The sequence below is a fragment of the Natrinema salsiterrestre genome, assembly GCF_029502005.1.
Lineage (GTDB): Archaea > Halobacteriota > Halobacteria > Halobacteriales > Natrialbaceae > Natrinema > Natrinema salsiterrestre.
In genome coordinates this window covers 490,971-507,380 of the sequence record NZ_JAMQOT010000001.1, presented here as the reverse complement: position 1 = coordinate 507,380, position 16,410 = coordinate 490,971, and the positions used below count along the sequence as shown (strand labels likewise).

The following is a 16,410-nucleotide window of genomic DNA, read 5'->3' as shown; positions in this document are numbered from 1 at the left end:
GGACGCGTGAGCGGCTACCCGTCCGGGCGGATGGGAATCGACCCGCGAACCAAATCCGCGTTCCTGTGGGGGCTCGTCGGACTCCTGTCGTTCCTGGTGCTCGTCCAGGGCTACGCGCTGCTCGTCGACCCGCTCGTGACGATCACCCAGGCGCTGGCGCTCGCATCGCTGGTCGGCGTGAGTGCCGGAGCGGGCGCGTACCTGCTCGAGCCCCGACTCGCCGCGCGGGCGGCCGATCGCGGGGAGAGATAGGCGTATCTCGTAACAGTTAAACGACGGACGCGGTTAGGATGACCTGAGCCAGGATGGCCGAACGGTAAGGCGCACGCCTGGAAAGCGTGTTCCCTTTGGGATTCAGGGTTCAAATCCCTGTCCTGGCGTTTCTGTCGAAATCGACCGACGAGCGATGCGTAGCTGAGCGAGTCGCGATTTCGACGAAACGCAAACGAGAGGATGTGAACACGCGAGTCGCACGCGGCCGAACGGAGTGAGGCCGACCGTCTCGCATCTGTTCAAATCCCTGTCCTGGCGTATACCGTCACTGTAAGTCAGTGAACGCATTCGCCGCGACTGCGCGGCGAATGCGTGTAACCGTTACAGTTGACGGTATATTCTGTCGAAATCGACCGGCGAGCGATGCGTAGCTGAGCGAGTCGCGATTTCGACGAAACGCAACAAGTGGATTTGAATCGGGGAGGTCGCGCACAGCGAACGATCCGAGCGCCCACGTCCGACCGCGGTTCGAATCCCTGTCCTGGCGTTTTCGTGATTCCGACCGGGACGTCCCGAAGAGACGGCTCTCGATGCCGCCGCTGGTCGAAGGTAACGTCAACAGGGAAGGGTAGGGGGAGGAGCGTGTCAGCGCTCGAGTTCGACCGGGGAGTCAGTCGAGATCCAGCAGCGGGGGTCATCCGGATCTCTGAGTTCGAGACTGCCGCTTTGACACACCACCATTTCGTATCGGTTGTCCATGATGACCCCGCTATCGACTCGTCCGGGATCGGATATCGTAACGGGGCTCGTACCGGTCGCTCGGACCGGAGTAACGACATCATACTACTGTAACCGGAGATCGTTTCGTCCGGTATTTCGCGCTATCGCGACCGACCGCGACCGGACACTCCTTTGGTCCGGCAGCCCGAAGTCCGACTATGTGCGGTCGCTATACGCTCGTCGCCGAGCAGGACGACCTCGAGGAGCGCTTCGACGCCCGGTTTCGGGACGCGGCGTTCACCCCTCGCTACAACGTGGCTCCCGGACAGGAGCTGCCGGTGATCACGAACGAGGAGCCGGAGACGTTCCGGCACCTCGAGTGGGGGCTGGTGCCGTCGTGGGCCGACGACGACAGCGGCGGGCTGATCAACGCGCGGGCGGAATCCGTCGGCGAGAAGCCGAGTTTTCGGGAGGCGTACGAACGCCGGAGATGTCTCGTTCCCGCGGACGGGTTCTACGAGTGGGTCGAGACTGCGGACGGGAAACAACCGTACCGAGTGTGCTTCGAGGACGACCGCGTGTTCGCGATGGCTGGCCTCTGGGAACGGTGGGAGCCGGAGACGACCCAGACCGGCCTCGACGCCTTCGGCGGCGGGGTCGACGATGAGACCGACAGCGGGCCGCTCGAGACGTTTACCATCGTCACGACCGAGCCGAACGACCTCGTCTCGGACCTCCACCACCGGATGGCCGTGATCCTCGATCCCGAGTCCGAGCGACGGTGGCTGTCGGGCGACGATCCGGGGGAGCTACTCGAGCCCCACTCCGCCGCCGGAATGCGCGCGTATCCCGTCTCGACGGCGGTGAACGATCCGGCGACGGACGATCCGTCGCTGATCGAGCCGCTCGAGAGTGCGTAAGTGGATCGTCGGAGCGGAGATCGACCGCTGAAAGCGACTCAGAGCCCTTCCCTGCCGCCCTGGGAGAGGAGTACGAGCAGTGAGAGACCGGAGACGCCGAGCAACAGCAACGCGGGGATGACCGCGTACTGGAAGAACGCCTCGCCCTGTGCCTTCCAGATGATCGTCACGAGCGTTTCGAACCCGGTCGGCCGGAGGAGCAAGGTCGCGGGGAGCTCTTTCATCGTCGTCAGGAAGACGAGGGCCGCGCCGGCGGTCACACCCGGGGCGATGAGCGGCAGTGTCACCTTCCGAAACGTACGAAGCGGCGTCTCGCCGAGCGTCTGTGCGGCCTCGACGAGTTTCGTGTCGACCTGCAGCGTCGTGGTTCGAACCGAGCCGACCGCCTGCGGCATGAATCGCACGACGTAGGCGAACACTAACAGCGGAATCGTCTGGTGGAGTTCCGGCAGTATCGTGAGACTGTACTGATCGAGGAGGGCGTCGTAGCTCGTCGCGAACGAGACGAGCGCGAGGCCGAGGACGATGCCGGGCACCGCGAAGCCGACGTACGTCGCCCGCTCGAAGATCGTCGACAGCGGCGACTCGTGTCTGGCGGCCACGTACGCGACCGGCACGGCGACGAGCACGGCGACGAGTGCGGCCCCGCCGGCGACGAGCACGGAGTTGAGGGCGTACTCGAGTTCGAACGCCAGCGAGGGCCGCGCGTCCGGATCGGCCGTCACGAGCCAGAGCCCGAGAATCCAGAGGGGGACCAGCAGCGCGATCCCCGTCACGCTCGCGGGAATCAGCGTCGCCGGCCACCGCCACCGACCGAGTTCGACGACCGGGTCGCTCGAGCGTTCCGAGCCGTCGCCCTGAACCGTTCGGTTCGGTCGGACGTACCACTCGAGGACGAGGACGACGACGACGATGGCGAGCAACTGGAGCGAGAGGAAGGACGCGTAGTCCACGCCGAAGCTCCTGTATTCGACGTAGATCTGCTGGGTGAAGACCGGGAGCCGCATGATCGCCGGCGTGCCGAAGTCCGAGACGGCGTACAGCGCTGCGAGCAGGCTGCCGGCGACGACGGCGGGGCGGACCTGCGGGAGCGTCACGCGGCGGAAGGCCGACCACGTATCGTGGTTCAGGGTTCGGGCGGCGTCGAGAAGCGTCGTGTCGAACGAGAGCAGGGCCGCACGCGTCGTCAGGTAGACGTACGGGTAGGTGTAGAGGGTGATGACCAGCGTCGCACCGGGGAGGCCGTAAATCTCCGGGAGCGTCTGAATGCCGAGCGGCTCGAGAATCGACTGGAACTCGCCTCGCGGACCGAAGGCGGAGACGAAGGTGAACGCACCGATATAGCTCGGGACGACCAGCGGGAGGGCGGCGACGACGGACCAGAACCGGCGGAAGGGGATGTCCGTCTGGACGGTGAGCCACGCCAGCGGAACGCCGATCAGCGCCGAGGACACCGTGACGCCGGCCATTAGCAAAAGGCTGTTCATTACGACTGTCGCGGTCTGTGGACGGACGAGCATCTCCCAGAGCCGGGCCGTGTCGACGGTCGTCGCCGTGAACACGAGATACGTGAGCGGGAACAGCATACCCACGGCGATGACACCGGACAGGAGCAACAGCCCGAGCGGCGGTCCGTCGGTCGTTTCGGGTCGTCGTGAGCGGAGCGATCTCATAGGTGAGTCAGCGGTAGTAGTACCGGGTGCGCAAGCGGTGGGGCGTGTTCGGTAGTCGGTCGGACGCGACGGAATAGTTGGCGATTCTCCTCCGGGCGTCCGGATTCGCCGTGATGGACGACCCCCCTTCGCGTTCGACCGGTACTACGCCTCGATATCGAATCGTCCCGTTCCAACGAGTATAAGGTTTAGGTTCACCTAATCCGCTCACATGGAGCTGACCAGGCGAGACGCGGTCGCCGCGCTGGCCGCACTCGGGGCCGGTGGGACGCTGTCGGGCTGTGTCGCCCCGCCCGGTTCGACCCCCGAGAACGACGGCGGTTCGGCGGCCGACGTCGATACCGAGCGGATTCGCGAAACGATGGTCGCGGCCGCCGAGGTCGTCTATCCCAGCGCGGTCACCGGTACGGCGTCGTTCGTCGACGCGTTCCTCGAGGGACGACTCGAGGATCGATCGCATGCTGTGGCCCTGGACGCGACGGTCGCGGAACTGAACGACCTCGCCGAGAGCTGGTACGACGACCCCTTCCCGACGCTTGCACCGGACGATCGGGATCGATTCCTGCGCGAAGTCGGTGCGGACACCGCCGCGGAAAACCCCGACGGGAGTGCTCGCGAACGGATCCGCTACTACGTCGTTAACGACCTCCTACTGGCACTGTACACCTCGCCGACGGGCGGGGAACTGGTCGGTCTCGAGAACCCGCAGGGCCATCCGGGCGGCCTCGAGAGCTATCAACGGGGGCCGGACGCGTGAGCGGGACTCGTCCGCCCGCCGAATCCGCGGAGACCGCCACCGATGCGGACGCCGACCGGACGCCTGTCGCGGACGCGGACGTCTGCGTGATCGGCGCGGGACCCGCGGGGGGGATCGTCGCGGATCGGCTCGCCGAGGCGGGTCGCGAGGTCGTGATCCTCGAGGCGGGGCCGCGGTTCGATCCGGCCGACAGGCTCGCCAGACAGGAACGGGCGATCAGACCGTCGTACGATCGGCAGGACGTCTGGGACGGCGACGCCGAACGCGACGCGTACTCCGCGTCGGGCGACCGACAGTACCCGCTGAACCGCGCCCGGGTCAAGGGCGTCGGCGGGTCGACGCTCCACTGGCAGGGGATGGTCATGCGCCTTCACGAGGCCGATTTCAACTCTCGGAGCGTCCGCGGGGTCGGCGCGGACTGGCCGATCGACTACGAGGACCTCCGACCGTACTACGCCCGAGCCGAGCGGGAACTGGGGGTCGCCGGGGCCGCCGACAACCCCTTCGCACCGCCCCGCGAGGAGCCGCATCCGATGCCGGCGTTCCCGCCCTCCTACAGCGACTCGCTGTTCGCCGAGGCCTGCGACGAACTCGAGATCGCGATGCACTCCGTGCCGAACGCGCGCAACTCGGAGAGCTACGGCGACCGCAGCGCCTGCGTCGGCTACGGCACCTGTCGCCCGGTCTGTCCCTCCGGCGCGAAGTACGACGCGACCGTCCACGTCGAGCGCGCCGAGCGCGAGGGCGCGACCGTGATCGATCGCGCACCCGTCCAGCGCCTCGAGCACGACGCCGACTCGATTTCGGCGGCCGTCTACGCCACGCCGGACGACGAGCGCCACCGGCAGGAGGCCGACGCCTTCGTCGTCGCCTGCGGCGGCGTCGAGACGCCCCGCCTGCTGCTCCTCTCGGAGTCGAGTCGCTACCCCGACGGACTGGCTAACTCGAGCGGCCTCGTCGGCCGGTACTTCATGGAACACTCCTTCGCGGGCACGTTCGGCGTCCTCGACGAGCCGACCCGGCAGAACCACGTGGGCTTCCTGACCAGCGAGTCCCACCAGTTCTACGACGACGCCGACGCGGAGTACGCGCCCTTCAAACTCGAGTTCTTCAACTTCGCCGGCCCCTCGCCGGTCGGCATGGCGCTGACCGGCGACGACTGGGGCGACGACTTGCTCGAGCGGATCCGGGGCGACTACGGGTCCCACATCGCCATGGGCGCGCTGATCGAACAGCTCCCCCGCGAGGACAGCTACGTCGGGCTCGATCCCGAGCGGACCGACGATCGGGGCAACCCCGTCCCCGACGTTCACTGGACCGTCGGCGATCGAGCGCGCCGGACGATGGAGCGGGCGAACGAGATCCAGCGGGAGGTCTTCGAGGAGCTGGGTGCCGAGATCGAGTGGCAGCAGGGTCCCGAAAACACCGTTCCGACGAACCACCACATGGGTACGACCCGTATGGGAACGGACCCCGCCGAGAGCGTCGTCGGCCCCGACCTGCGGACGCACGACCTCGAGAACTGCTGGATCGCCTCGAGCAGCGTCTTCCCGACCGGCGGCGCGATGAATCCGACGCTGACGATCGCGGCGCTCGCGCTGAAGGCCGCGGATCACGTCCTCGAGTCGGCGTAACTACCGACCGCCACTGATTTAGGCGAACCTAAAAATATAAATACGGCGGGCAGAGAGTACCGCCAATGAGTAGCGGAGAGCAGACCGAGACGACGGCCGAACGCGAGGAGAAGGAGTACACCTTCGACGACATCAGCGTCGTCATGGGGACCTACAACGAAGAGGAAGCGATCGGCAAAGTACTCTCAGACATCGAGGACGTCACGGACGGGAAGGCGGAGGTCGTCTGCGTCGACGGCTCCTCGGACCGCACGCCCGAGATCGCTCGCGAGCACGGTGCCACGGTCATCGAACAGGAACCGCAGGGGTACGGCGTCGCCGTCCGCGCGGCGATCCTCGAGCCCGACCGTCCGATCGTCGTCACGACCGACTGCGACGACACCTATCCGATGGAGCAACTGCCCGAGTTCCTCGCGCTGATCAACGACGGCCACGACGTCGTCAGCGGCGATCGGCTCTACCACGGTGCCGACGCGATGCCCGGGTTCAACCGCTTCGGCAATCAGGTCTTCGCGGCGGCAGCGAGCGTCCTGATGGGCACTCGCGTCCACGACACGACGACCGGCATGCGGGCCTACCGCCGCGACGTGGTCGAATCGATCGAGTGGACCGAGAACACCGGGCTCTCGGCCGAACTCCTGATCCGCCCGCTGATGCGGGGCTACGACGTGCGCGAGCACCCCATCGAGTACCGCGAGCGCGCCGGCCAGACGAAGCTCGATCCGCTGCAAGGCGGCCTCGAAATCGCGCGGTCGATCGTCAAAGTCTCGCTCGAGGAGCGGCTCCGCGAGCTGCCACACCGCCCGTCGCAGTAGCGGTCGCGGTCATTTTTCGACACTCCGGAGTCGTGTTCGGCGGACGCGTCCGCAGACCCGAACTGACATCGTCGTCACCGATCAGTCCGCTCGAGGCGCCGGCTCGAGTCGCGTTTCGAACGTCTCCCACTGGCTGTGGGTCTCCGGCCGGTCGGGGAGATAGGTCCCCTCGGTGCCGCAGTCGGTGACGAGCCGACAGCCCGTCCGTTTGGGGGGCCAGATCGCCTCGACGCCCTCCTCGGTCGGACGGACGGTCACCTCCTGCCGGTAGGTGTACGTCGCTCCCGTCGGCTGGACCTGGGTGATCGTCAGCACGATCTCGTCGGCCCCGTCGAACGATACCGTCTCGTTCGGCGATCGGTTCAGCGCGACGCTCCCGCGGGCGTCAGTAGCGTTCTCCCCGCCGTCGCGGCCGCCCGCCGCGTCGCCCTCGAGTGACCACCCGACCGACAGTTCGCTGTCGGGGTTGGCGACGGTGTAGCTCGCGACCTCGCCATCGTTCTCGAGGCGAACGCGGACCCGATCGACGCGACTGGCGATTCCGACGGTGGTGGTCCCCTCGAGGCGCTCGCCCGACCGGATCGAGAGCGGTTCGATCTGGGCGACGATCTCGTCGTCGGGCGTGGCCGTCCATGCGCCCCGGTACCTGTACTGGTAGTAGTCGCGGTTCGGATAGGCGTCGAGGACGGCGAAATCGCGTTCCGGGGAGCCCTCGAGCGCGTAGACCACCTCCCCGTCGAGGCCGCCGTCGTTCCGAAGGGCCTGGAACGGGTGGTTCTGCCACTGGCCGTAGGGTGCCGGCAGGACGATCAGCGCGTTCTCGAGGTCGCGGTCCTCGAACGGCTCGTAGGCCGACTCGAACCGCTCGGTGTGGGCGGCGTTGCGCTCGACCGGAGCCGAGAGGAGGGCGGCGTTGGCCGCGCCGGCGACGAGGACGCTCACGAGCAGGGCGGCGAGGACGAGGGCGCGGGCCGTTCGCGGCGACGCGACGGCGGCGATCCGGCTTCGGAGCGCGGCGTCGCGACACCGCCGGAACCCGACGGCGACGGCGAACCCGGCGAAGATTGAGAGGGGGACGAGCAGGTCGAAGTGATAGAACGGGCCGAACTTCGAGAGCAGCCCGGTGGTCGGATCGGCCATCCCGGCGTGGACGTTGTAGTTGCCCCAGAACGCGAAATTCCCGAGCGTCACGGAGGCGAAGAGCGCGGCCATCAGCAGGCCCGCGGTTCGATCGCTCCGGCGCTCGCTGTCGGCGTCGCGACCGGGGAGCCAGCGCCACAGCGCGACTGCCGTCCCCAGCAGCGCGGTGCCTGTTCCCAGCAGGCCCGCGGTGAACCACCGGGTGGCGAAGTACCAGAGGGCGGCACCGTTCGCTTCGAGGGCGACGGCCGGCGTGTACTCCAGCGAGTGATCGAGGAGTTCGCGGTGGCCGAACCCGGGCCCGTCGAGCGGGGCGAACGCGGCGTAGGGGAAGGTGAGGGGCGACCCCGTGACGCGAGCGTTGTACGCGAGCGTCAGCCCGACGAGAGCCAGTCCGACCGCGGCGGTCGCGGCGTTCCGTCGAACGGCGTCCGGAAGCGGTCGGAATCCCCGCTGCCACCAGCGGTCGCGAGCCGATCGCAGCACGGACCAGCCCGCGTGACAGATGAATGGGAGCGCGAACAGGACGGCGGTGTACGGCCGCGCGAAGAAGGCGATCCCGATCGCCGCTCCCGCCGAGACGGCGTCGCGGAGTCGCCCCGTGCGGACGCCGCGGAGGTACCACACCGCAAAGAGGAGATTCAGAAACGTCGTCGGCGCGTACGGCAGAAACACCGACGACGTCAGTAGCGTCATGGGGGCGGCGGCGAAGACGGCCGCAGCGACGACGCCGACCCATCGGTCGAACACCATCGATCCGAGGAGGTAAACGAGCGCAGTGTTGCCCACCGCGACGGCGACGAGCGTCACCCGCGGCTCGCCGAACAGCGCCATCGAGACGGCGTACATCGCGGGGATGACCGGCGAGTACTTCGAATAGAGTCGGCCGCCGTCCTGAACGAAAAACCACGGCCGGAACGCGTCGGCGAGCTCGCCGGCGTGCATCTCGAGTTGCCCCTCGAGTAGCAACGCGGCCTGCAGCAGGTAGACGCCCTCGTCGTCGTTGCTCGAGTGATAGGGAAAGAGCTCGGTCGCGAGTATCGCCACTGCGAGGCCGGCGAGACAGACGACGGCGAGTGCGGCGAGGTGGACGCGACGGACTCGGTCGGGACCGTACTCCGACGACCGAACGCGGCGAAGCGAATCGCGGATCACGAGGAGAGTGGGGACAGCTTAGATGCTGATCCCGTCGATGCTCCGCATCAGGTCCACCGTCGGCTGAAGGTCGGACAGTTCGGTCAGGTCGATGTCCTCCGGGACGTTCAGCTCGTCGATCGACGGCAGATCGCCGACCGGTTCGGCCTCGGGGATCAGCGGGTACTCGAACGTCTCCACGGCGAAGAACTCCTGAGCTTCCGCCGAGAGCAGGTGGCGGATGAAGTTCTCGGCCAGATCGGGGACGTCCGTGCTGTCGATGACGGTCGCGCCCGCGACGTCGAAGGTCGCGCCCGCGTCGCCCTCGGTGAACGTCGTGGCGATCGGCGCGTCCGGCGATCCCTCGAGCACTCGCTGGATGTAGTAGTGGTTCGTGAAGCCGGCGTCGATTTCGCCGTCTGCAACGGCCTGACAGACCGCCAGTTCGTCGGGATAGGCCTGGATTCCGTTGTCGACGACGCTCTGGAGCCACTCGCGGGTCTCCTCTTCGCCCTGGAGGATGCGCATCGCGGTGACGAACGACTGGCAGGAGCCGTAGGAGGGGGCCCAGCCGAGGTCGCCCTCGAAGTCGGCGTAAGCGTCGATGCTCGTCGGCAGGTCGCTCTCGGAGTATTCCTCCGTATTATACGGGATCGTCCGAATTCGACCGGAGGTGCCGACCCACTGATCGGTCCGGAACTCGCTGGGGACCATCTCGAGGACGTCGTCCGACAGCGATCGAGACAGCCCCTCGTTCGCGACCTCGCCGAGCGCGGCGGAGTCGACCGTAAAGAAGACGTCCGCGTCGGTCCCCGAGCCCGCTTCGACCATCTGGTTCGCGAGATCGGCGGAGCCGCCGTAGCGCGGTCCGACGACCTCGAAGTCGTCGTACTCGTCGACGAGGCTGCTGATGAGCGTTCCGACGAGGAACTCGTTTCGACCGGAGTAGATGTGCAGTTCCCCCTCGAGATCGGGGAGCTCCGCCATCGGCGTCCCGCCGGGCGTGCCCCGACCGGATCGCCCGGAACCGATCTGATTGAAGACGTTGCCGCCGTCTTCGTCCTCGTCTTCGCCGCCGATGAGACCCGTACAGCCGGCCAGCCCGGCCGTACCGATCGCCGCCGAACCGGCGAGGAACGTTCGCCGTCCCGTGGAATCGTATTGCTTCGTCATGTGTTTTAGGCTAACCTAAATATACTTATAAGCGTCGATTCTCCACAACCGTTGCGGTGCGCTCGAGCGCCGAGAGGCACTCGAGCCAGTCGCGCATGTGCTCGCCGACGTAGTTGAAGAACGCGCCGTTGTTGTACTCCTCCCAGTCGCCCCCGGCGAGTTCGTCGGCCATGGCCTCGAAGACCTCGGCGTAGTCGTCCGCGTCCGACCCGACGTCGTCGACGATCCGCCAGAGGTGTTCGTTCAGCTCGAGGCCCGGAACCTCGTTGTTGAGGTCGTCGAACGTGCTCCGAGGGGCCTTGTTGTGCTCACAGAGGGGCGCGCCGTTGTAGATCCGCTTGCCGAGGACGTCGCAGGCGCGCTTGAGGAAGACGCCCGACCAGATGTCGTCGAACCGGCCGACCTCCCACTCGTTGTCGTCCATCGGGAGCTGGTAGAAGGCCGGGATCACCTCGCGTCGGAAGGCGAGGTTCATCGAGCAGACGGTGAGGTAGTTGCGCCGCGCGGCGACGAAGTCGTCGCCGAAGTCGTCGCTCGAGGTTCGCGTCTGGGCCTGGCCCTCGAGGTCGCCGTCCATGAGGATGCGGACGGCGTCCAGATCGGGCACGTTGGTCCACAGGCCCTGCGAGGCGACGACCTCGCCGCCCCCGATCTCGGTCGTCCCGGTCTCGACCGATTCGTTCATCGCCGAATAGGGGTAGCCACGCGGGTAGAGACCGTGTTCGTCGGCGTTCTGGTAGAGGACGTTGACCCACTGCTCGTCGGAGGAGACCGCCTCGATCTCGCCCTCGAAGGCGATGTTCTCCATGTGCGTCCCGAAGAAGTCCTGATCCTCGTGGGGAAGCGTGTCGTCGTCGATGAAGAAGCCGTACTCGAACTCGTCGTGGGCCCACATGTAGAGCAGGCCGAAGCTCGTCTCGGCGTGGCTCGCCGCCGGGACGATGTGGCCGTACTCGGCGACGTCGTGCTCCGCGTACCACTCCTCGCGTCGACTGCCGTCGAAGACCTCGCCCGAAACGCCCTCCTCCTCGAGCATCGCTTCCATCTCGTCGGTGTCACAGAAGTCCTCGGTGACGAGCACGACGTGCAGCCGCGAGAGGTCGAAGCCGTGATCGCGCGCGTTCGCGAAGTACGACCGCATGCACTCGTACTCTCGGATCGTCGGGACGACGACGCAGATATCCTGACTCATTGCTCCGCTATCTTTTAGGCTCACCTAAAAACGTGTCGGTCTCCCGCGTCGCGTCCTGGCTCGCATCCGCCGCGTCCGAAAGCGAGACCCCCAGCGAGGCGACCGAACCGGCCCCGCCGACCAGCGTGACGCCGTTTTTCAGCGCGTGATCGACGATCGCAGCGGCCAGTGCCGTACTCGCGCCGAGGGGAGTCAGCCCGACGACGAGCGCGGTGAACGCGGCCTCGTAGAGGCCAACGCCGCCCTGGGACAATGGCAACACCTTCGCGAGGTTCCCGACGCTGACGGCCAGCGTTCCGACCGCCAACAGCGTGGCGACGCCGAGCCCGCTGCCCAGCGCCGCGAGGACGAGGACCGCTGTGAGCACGTCCAGCGCCCATATCAGTAGACTCCCCGCGCCGATGGTCGCCACCGCTTTCGGCCGGCGAGCGACGACCTGAACGTCGCCCGCGAAGCGAAGCGCGGCCTCGAGACCCGACTCGAGGCGCGGCCGACCGGCGACTCGCGCCCGAAGTCGTCCCCCCAGTCCGTGATCGGCCCGAGCGGACGTGACGACGACGAACCCGACGCCGACGGTGGCCGTGCTGACCGCCGCGGCGGCGACCAGCGCGGTCCGAGCGCCCCCGGCTTCCGAGACGATCTCGAGCGGCCCGGCGGTGCCACCCAGCGCGAGCCACGCCGTCGCGACGCCCGCGAGCGCGGCGATGGTCGCCAGATCGAACACCCGCTCGACGGCCAGCGACGCGAAGCCGGTTGTGTAGGGAACGCCCCGGCGATCGTTCATCACGTACGCACGGACCGCGTCGCCCGCTCGCGCCGGAATCGCGAGGTTCGCGGTCTGGCTGACGAAGACCGCCAGCGTCGGGAGGACCGTCCCGCCGCGGTATCCCATCGCGGCCAGTACGTCGCCGTATCGGCGTCCCCGGAGCGGCCACGAGAGCGCGTAGACGACCACCGCAGCGCCGAGAACGAGCGGATCGGCGTTCGCCATCTCGGCCCCGACGGTCCGGATATCGATCTCTCGAAGGGCGACGACCAGTCCCAGCACCACGAGCACCGTCCCCGCGATCGTCAGTCGGCGGCGAGTGACCGCGCCCGCGAGGCCGCCGCTCGCCGATCCGTCGCTCTCCGATCCCGACCCGCGGTCGGCGTCCTGCGAGCTCGAATCCTCGCCGCCGTCGTTCATTGTCGAACCATCTCGAGCCCAGATATTTAAGCCCACCTAAAACGCGTCGGACCGGGCTCGATGGTCGCTCTCGAGGCCGTTTCCTGCGACGAAAAGAAACGAGCTGTCCGCGCTCAGCGGAGTTCGTCGATGATCTCCCGCGTCGACCGGCGGACCGCCTCGTCGCTCGAGAGCCGGGGTTCCCAGCCCAGCGCCGAGAGCTTCTCGATCGAGAGGCGCATCTTCGGGACGTCGCCGGTCCAGCCCCGGTCGCCGCCGGTGTACTCGTGGTCGGGGTCGACGCCCAGCTCCTCGGCGACGATGGCCGCGATCCGGTCGACCGAGGTCGTCGTTCGCGTGCCGAGGTTGTACGTGTTCATCGCGTCGTCGGCGTGTTCGACGACGTGCAACATTGCGTCGAGACAGTCCTCAAGGTGCAGATAGGACTTCTCCTGTCGGCCGTCGCCGAGAATCGTCAGGTGCTCGGGGTCGTCCCGAAGCTTCTCGATGAAATCCGGGATCACTGCCCCGCGGAGCCGCGGCCCGACCACGTTCGCGAATCGGAAGTTCCAGACCGTGAGATCGTGGCTGTGCGCTCGCGCGGAGAGCAACCCCTCGTCGGCCAGCTTGCTCGCCCCGTAGGCGCTGATCGGCTCGAGGGGCGCGTAATCCTCCGGCGTCGGCCGCGGGGCCTCGCCGTAGACCGTCGACGAGGAGGTGTAGGCGATCTCGGTCACGCCGGCGTCGGCCATCGCCTCGAGGATGTTGCGCGTCATCCGCGTGTTGTCGTCGAACTGGCCGTGAGGCCGGTCCGTGTCGACGTGTTTCGACGCCGCGAGATGGAAGACGAGATCGATACCGTCGAGGTGGCCCTCGAGGGCGTCGGGATCGGTGAGATCGGCCTCGAGGAAGTCGGCTTCCTCGGGTACGCGGTCGCGGTCGCCGTTCGAGAGATCGTCGACGATCGTTACGCTCGCGCCGTCCGCGAGCAGGCGTTCGGTCAGATGCGACCCGATGAAGCCGGCACCGCCCGTGACGAGTACGTCTCGGCTCGAGATGGACATGGGCGGTGGTTCAGCGACGGGGTGGTAAGTAGTTGCGTTTCGATCTCGGAGACAGCTCGATTCGAACGGAACGACGAGTCAAACGGCACCCGCGCTAGCGGTTACCGGTCGGTGACGCGTTCGCCGTTCTCGTCGACCCCGAGTTCGCAGTCGTCACAGAGCCACCAGCCCACAATCGGGTCGCAGAGTGGAAGTACCGCCCCACAGTCGGGACAGCGCTTCGACTCCGTGACTCGAGGCCCGGTCATCACTCGCCGGTCCCCAGCCCGCGGTCGGCGGGGTCGGTCGTGAGGAGACCCGGATTCACCGAGCAGCCACAGGGGGAGACGGTGCCCCTGTACAGCCTGCTCGAGGTCACGATGCTGACGGGCTCGCCGCAGTTCGGACAGTCGGGACGCGACGACGGGCGCTCCGCGAGCGGGTCGCCGTCGTTAGACATGGTGATTGCGCCTCGAGACCGGCGTCGGAACCGAAGCTAGTTGCGGCTGGCGATTCGGCTGTCGTGCGGGACGTTTATATCCCGGTAGAATGTACGGAATCATGCTTCCGGAAACCCGTGTGTTGGGTTTGGAAGCTAGTCTCGGGTGTGCCACCACCCGGGGCGTTTGCGTACGCCCCCGTTGGAGACGTAGCCTCCGATTTAATACTCTATTCGTTGTTACTTATAACTATTGTTTTCACTGATGAATAGATGGTGGGCTGAGCGAGCAGCGCCAGATGATCCGCCGAATTCCGGTTGAGAAATAGAACGTCGGTATTCAACTCGGAGACGCTCATACACGAGTCATATCCGCCATTAGAGGATGCTACCACCGCCAAAGATCCCATCGTTGTTCTCACGGAATTCAGACGGATCTTTGCCGAAGTTCTCCGTTCGCTTGTGGATGAACACGACCTCCTGTTGATTCATCCCGAATCCAGAGGACCCCTCGTATTCGTTTTTGAGCCGACGCCAGCCATCCAGATCCTGGATTCCACAGGTACAGACGATGACGTATGGATATTCCTTCAGATACTCGTTGATCTGTCCATCAAGTTTGTTTCTCTGACTGTTTGTAAGGTCGCGCTTCAGTTCGATGCCGACGAGATCGTCGACAACGACATCGGCTTTCGCCTTCCCTCGCTCGGTCGATACGGGAAGTTCTCGTTGTTGACCCATTCCACCGCCTCCTTGCCTCTCGTTGAGTTCATAATCGAGGTAATCCTGAAGTTCGCTCTGAAAGTCCCGTTCATGTCCATACGCCTTCTCGGGAATCCACGCTTCTACGAGGTCAATAACGAGATCGAACGTTTGCTGATCACCGCCCATCATATGTCTCATTCTATACAGGAAGGGGAGACACTTGAAACCTTCAGAATTTATTATTAATATATGGGTTCATATAACACGGTACAACATTCACTTGAGGGGGAACCGGTAGAAAATTGGTTTTTGATGGCCTGATTAATCGAATTACACGTGCTGCATCTGTACTGATCATCCCTCGAGATCAAGGTCGATACCGACGAACAAAACCGGAGAACGGCAGCGTTAGACGCCCGTCGAGTACCGAAGCAGGCCCGCAAACCCGCCGAAGGCGTTCAGCAGCTGTTCGCCCTTCTCGAAGTCCGTCGAGATGAACTTGGTCTCGGTCCCGCGCTGTTCGGCGATCTCGATGAGATGGTCGATCGCGTCCTCGCGGGCGTCCTCGCTCCCCTCGACGTCGGTCCCGCACTCGGTACAGGTGTGGGTCGGCGTCGACTTGCGGCGGTCGACGACCTCGCGCTCCGTGGTGTCGCACTCGGGACACTCGTAGGTAATGACGTCCTTCCGGAGGTCCTCGCTGATGAGGAGGCGGTCGACCGATCCCATCATCAGGTTCCGGCGGGTCTGCTCGAACCCGTAGGTCGCGAGGTCGCCGGCGTTGAGTTCCTCGAAGAACTCCTCCATCACCTTCTTGTCCTTCATCACCTCGGCGTCGGCCAGCGCGTCCTCGGCGTTGTCGACGAGGTCTTTCAGGCCGGATTCGTCGGTGTAGGCGACGTCGAACTTGCCCAGCACCTCGTCCTGCAGTTCGTGGTGGAGGTAGTCACCGTCGAGGAACTCGTCTTTGGTTGGCGAGGGACCGCCGACGAGGATGCCGTCGATTTCGTGGCGCTGCGGGACGAACAGGTCGTTGGCCATCCCCGCGACCTCCTGATAGAAGTTGTCGATGGCCTCGAGTCGCAGGCGGGCGAATCGCTGGGCGGACTGGCCACCCTTTCGCTGCTTGCCGGGGACCAGCGAGGAGGCGGACTTGACCGGCTCGATGCGTTTCCCCTTCAGCCAGCCGACGTTGGCCTCGCGGCGGTCGAGGACGATCAGGCCGTAGAGGCCCTTGTCGGCCAACATCTCCTCGAGGGGCTCCGTCAGGAAGTCGGAGTCGCAGTGATAGCGGAAGGACTCGATGGGCTGGGGCGGGCTCTCGAGGACCTTGGTGACCATTTCGGTGCGGCCGCCGCCGGAGTCGACGGCACCCGAGAACAGCACGATGCCGTTGTCCGGCGGGTAGGTGTCGTAGTAGCGCAGCCGGTCTTTGATACTCGTCAGCGCGTCCTGGACGGCCGTTCGGGTCTGCTTCGATTTGATGTTGGCCGCTTCGCTGTGTTCCTGGGTGACGTGCTGGACGACGTCACTGATCTGTCTGTCGTCGGGGATGTAGATCGTCACGAGCTGCGTCCCGGAGCCGTCGTAGTCCTTGAGGTCCTCGATGACCTTCCGGAACTCGTACTTTTTCCGGTCTGATTGCTCCTGCGCGCCCTCCTGGCTCATTAGCCGTATAAAACGGGGC

At 65.9% G+C, this 16,410-nt stretch carries 15 protein-coding genes and 1 tRNA gene; 6 read left to right on the top strand and 10 right to left on the bottom strand.

Annotated elements, in window-relative coordinates; translation table 11 throughout:
- Positions 1–6 precede the first annotated feature (6 nt).
- From NDI89_RS02525 to NDI89_RS02515, 3 genes are all read left to right on the top strand, one after another.
- A complete protein-coding gene (locus NDI89_RS02525; RefSeq protein ID WP_277519943.1) occupies positions 7–252 on the top strand; it encodes a DUF7981 family protein in 246 nt (81 codons plus the stop codon).
- A gap of 47 nt (positions 253–299) precedes the next feature.
- Positions 300–380: transfer RNA gene (locus NDI89_RS02520), tRNA-Ser, on the top strand.
- Positions 381–1,151: 771 nt separating this feature from the next.
- Positions 1,152–1,853 (top strand): SOS response-associated peptidase, encoded by a 702-nt coding sequence (locus tag NDI89_RS02515; protein WP_277519942.1) that lies wholly within the window; start codon positions 1,152–1,154, stop codon positions 1,851–1,853.
- A 38-nt stretch (positions 1,854–1,891) separates the two neighbouring features.
- On the opposite strand, the gene NDI89_RS02510 is transcribed toward NDI89_RS02515, so the two are convergent.
- Positions 1,892–3,526, bottom strand: coding sequence for an ABC transporter permease (locus NDI89_RS02510; RefSeq protein WP_277519941.1), 1,635 nt, complete (start codon positions 3,524–3,526; stop codon positions 1,892–1,894).
- A gap of 211 nt (positions 3,527–3,737) precedes the next feature.
- Between NDI89_RS02510 and NDI89_RS02505 the strand changes: the two genes are divergently transcribed.
- The 3 genes from NDI89_RS02505 (at position 3,738) to NDI89_RS02495 (ending at position 6,732) form a co-directional block, all read left to right on the top strand.
- Positions 3,738–4,283: a gluconate 2-dehydrogenase subunit 3 family protein gene (locus NDI89_RS02505; protein WP_277519940.1), complete on the top strand. Its 546-nt coding sequence runs from the start codon at positions 3,738–3,740 to the stop codon at positions 4,281–4,283.
- Positions 4,280–5,917, top strand: a complete 1,638-nt coding sequence (locus NDI89_RS02500) for a GMC family oxidoreductase (protein ID WP_277519939.1) — start codon at positions 4,280–4,282, stop codon at positions 5,915–5,917. Before NDI89_RS02505 ends, NDI89_RS02500 begins: the two co-directional genes overlap by 4 nt.
- Positions 5,918–5,982: 65 nt before the next feature.
- A complete protein-coding gene (locus NDI89_RS02495; RefSeq protein WP_277519938.1) occupies positions 5,983–6,732 on the top strand; it encodes a dolichyl-phosphate hexose transferase in 750 nt (249 codons plus the stop codon).
- An 81-nt stretch (positions 6,733–6,813) separates the two neighbouring features.
- On the opposite strand, the gene NDI89_RS02490 is transcribed toward NDI89_RS02495, so the two are convergent.
- From NDI89_RS02490 to prf1, 9 genes are all read right to left on the bottom strand, one after another.
- Positions 6,814–9,024, bottom strand: a complete 2,211-nt coding sequence (locus NDI89_RS02490; RefSeq protein WP_425607747.1) for an ArnT family glycosyltransferase — start codon at positions 9,022–9,024, stop codon at positions 6,814–6,816.
- Between the two features lie 21 nt (positions 9,025–9,045).
- Complete coding sequence (locus NDI89_RS02485; protein ID WP_277519936.1) at positions 9,046–10,179, bottom strand: extracellular solute-binding protein; 1,134 nt, start codon at positions 10,177–10,179, stop codon at positions 9,046–9,048.
- A gap of 25 nt (positions 10,180–10,204) precedes the next feature.
- On the bottom strand, positions 10,205–11,371 hold the full coding sequence (locus NDI89_RS02480; protein WP_277519935.1) for an alpha-1 4-glucan-protein synthase: 1,167 nt from the start codon (positions 11,369–11,371) through the stop codon (positions 10,205–10,207).
- A gap of 7 nt (positions 11,372–11,378) precedes the next feature.
- The gene (locus NDI89_RS02475) at positions 11,379–12,557 is read right to left on the bottom strand and encodes a lysylphosphatidylglycerol synthase transmembrane domain-containing protein (RefSeq protein WP_277519934.1); all 1,179 of its coding nucleotides are present in this window, start codon (positions 12,555–12,557) and stop codon (positions 11,379–11,381) included.
- Positions 12,558–12,670: 113 nt separating this feature from the next.
- On the bottom strand, positions 12,671–13,600 hold the full coding sequence (locus NDI89_RS02470; RefSeq protein WP_277519933.1) for an NAD-dependent epimerase/dehydratase family protein: 930 nt from the start codon (positions 13,598–13,600) through the stop codon (positions 12,671–12,673).
- Positions 13,601–13,701: 101 nt separating this feature from the next.
- A complete protein-coding gene (locus NDI89_RS02465; RefSeq protein ID WP_277519932.1) occupies positions 13,702–13,848 on the bottom strand; it encodes a hypothetical protein in 147 nt (48 codons plus the stop codon).
- Positions 13,848–14,039, bottom strand: coding sequence for a hypothetical protein (locus NDI89_RS02460; RefSeq protein WP_277519931.1), 192 nt, complete (start codon positions 14,037–14,039; stop codon positions 13,848–13,850). The genes NDI89_RS02465 and NDI89_RS02460 overlap by 1 nt, the downstream gene beginning before the upstream one ends.
- Before the next feature lie 357 nt (positions 14,040–14,396).
- Positions 14,397–14,912, bottom strand: a complete 516-nt coding sequence (locus tag NDI89_RS02455; RefSeq protein WP_277519930.1) for a hypothetical protein — start codon at positions 14,910–14,912, stop codon at positions 14,397–14,399.
- 219 nt (positions 14,913–15,131) lie between these two features.
- Positions 15,132–16,391 carry a peptide chain release factor aRF-1 gene (gene prf1 / locus NDI89_RS02450; protein ID WP_277519929.1) on the bottom strand — a complete coding sequence of 420 codons (1,260 nt, stop codon included), beginning with the start codon at positions 16,389–16,391 and terminating at the stop codon, positions 15,132–15,134.
- Positions 16,392–16,410 lie beyond the last annotated feature (19 nt).

Coding starts and splice junctions, on each gene's coding strand:
- NDI89_RS02515 (WP_277519942.1), top strand. CDS start 1,152: ATGTGCGGTCGCTATACGCTCGTCGCCGAGCAGGACGACCTCGAGGAG.
- NDI89_RS02510 (WP_277519941.1), bottom strand. CDS start 3,526: ATGAGATCGCTCCGCTCACGACGACCCGAAACGACCGACGGACCGCCG.
- NDI89_RS02505 (WP_277519940.1), top strand. CDS start 3,738: ATGGAGCTGACCAGGCGAGACGCGGTCGCCGCGCTGGCCGCACTCGGG.
- NDI89_RS02495 (WP_277519938.1), top strand. CDS start 5,983: ATGAGTAGCGGAGAGCAGACCGAGACGACGGCCGAACGCGAGGAGAAG.
- NDI89_RS02485 (WP_277519936.1), bottom strand. CDS start 10,179: ATGACGAAGCAATACGATTCCACGGGACGGCGAACGTTCCTCGCCGGT.
- NDI89_RS02480 (WP_277519935.1), bottom strand. CDS start 11,371: ATGAGTCAGGATATCTGCGTCGTCGTCCCGACGATCCGAGAGTACGAG.
- NDI89_RS02475 (WP_277519934.1), bottom strand. CDS start 12,557: ATGAACGACGGCGGCGAGGATTCGAGCTCGCAGGACGCCGACCGCGGG.
- NDI89_RS02470 (WP_277519933.1), bottom strand. CDS start 13,600: ATGTCCATCTCGAGCCGAGACGTACTCGTCACGGGCGGTGCCGGCTTC.
- NDI89_RS02465 (WP_277519932.1), bottom strand. CDS start 13,848: ATGACCGGGCCTCGAGTCACGGAGTCGAAGCGCTGTCCCGACTGTGGG.
- NDI89_RS02460 (WP_277519931.1), bottom strand. CDS start 14,039: ATGTCTAACGACGGCGACCCGCTCGCGGAGCGCCCGTCGTCGCGTCCC.
- NDI89_RS02455 (WP_277519930.1), bottom strand. CDS start 14,912: ATGATGGGCGGTGATCAGCAAACGTTCGATCTCGTTATTGACCTCGTA.
- prf1 (WP_277519929.1), bottom strand. CDS start 16,391: ATGAGCCAGGAGGGCGCGCAGGAGCAATCAGACCGGAAAAAGTACGAG.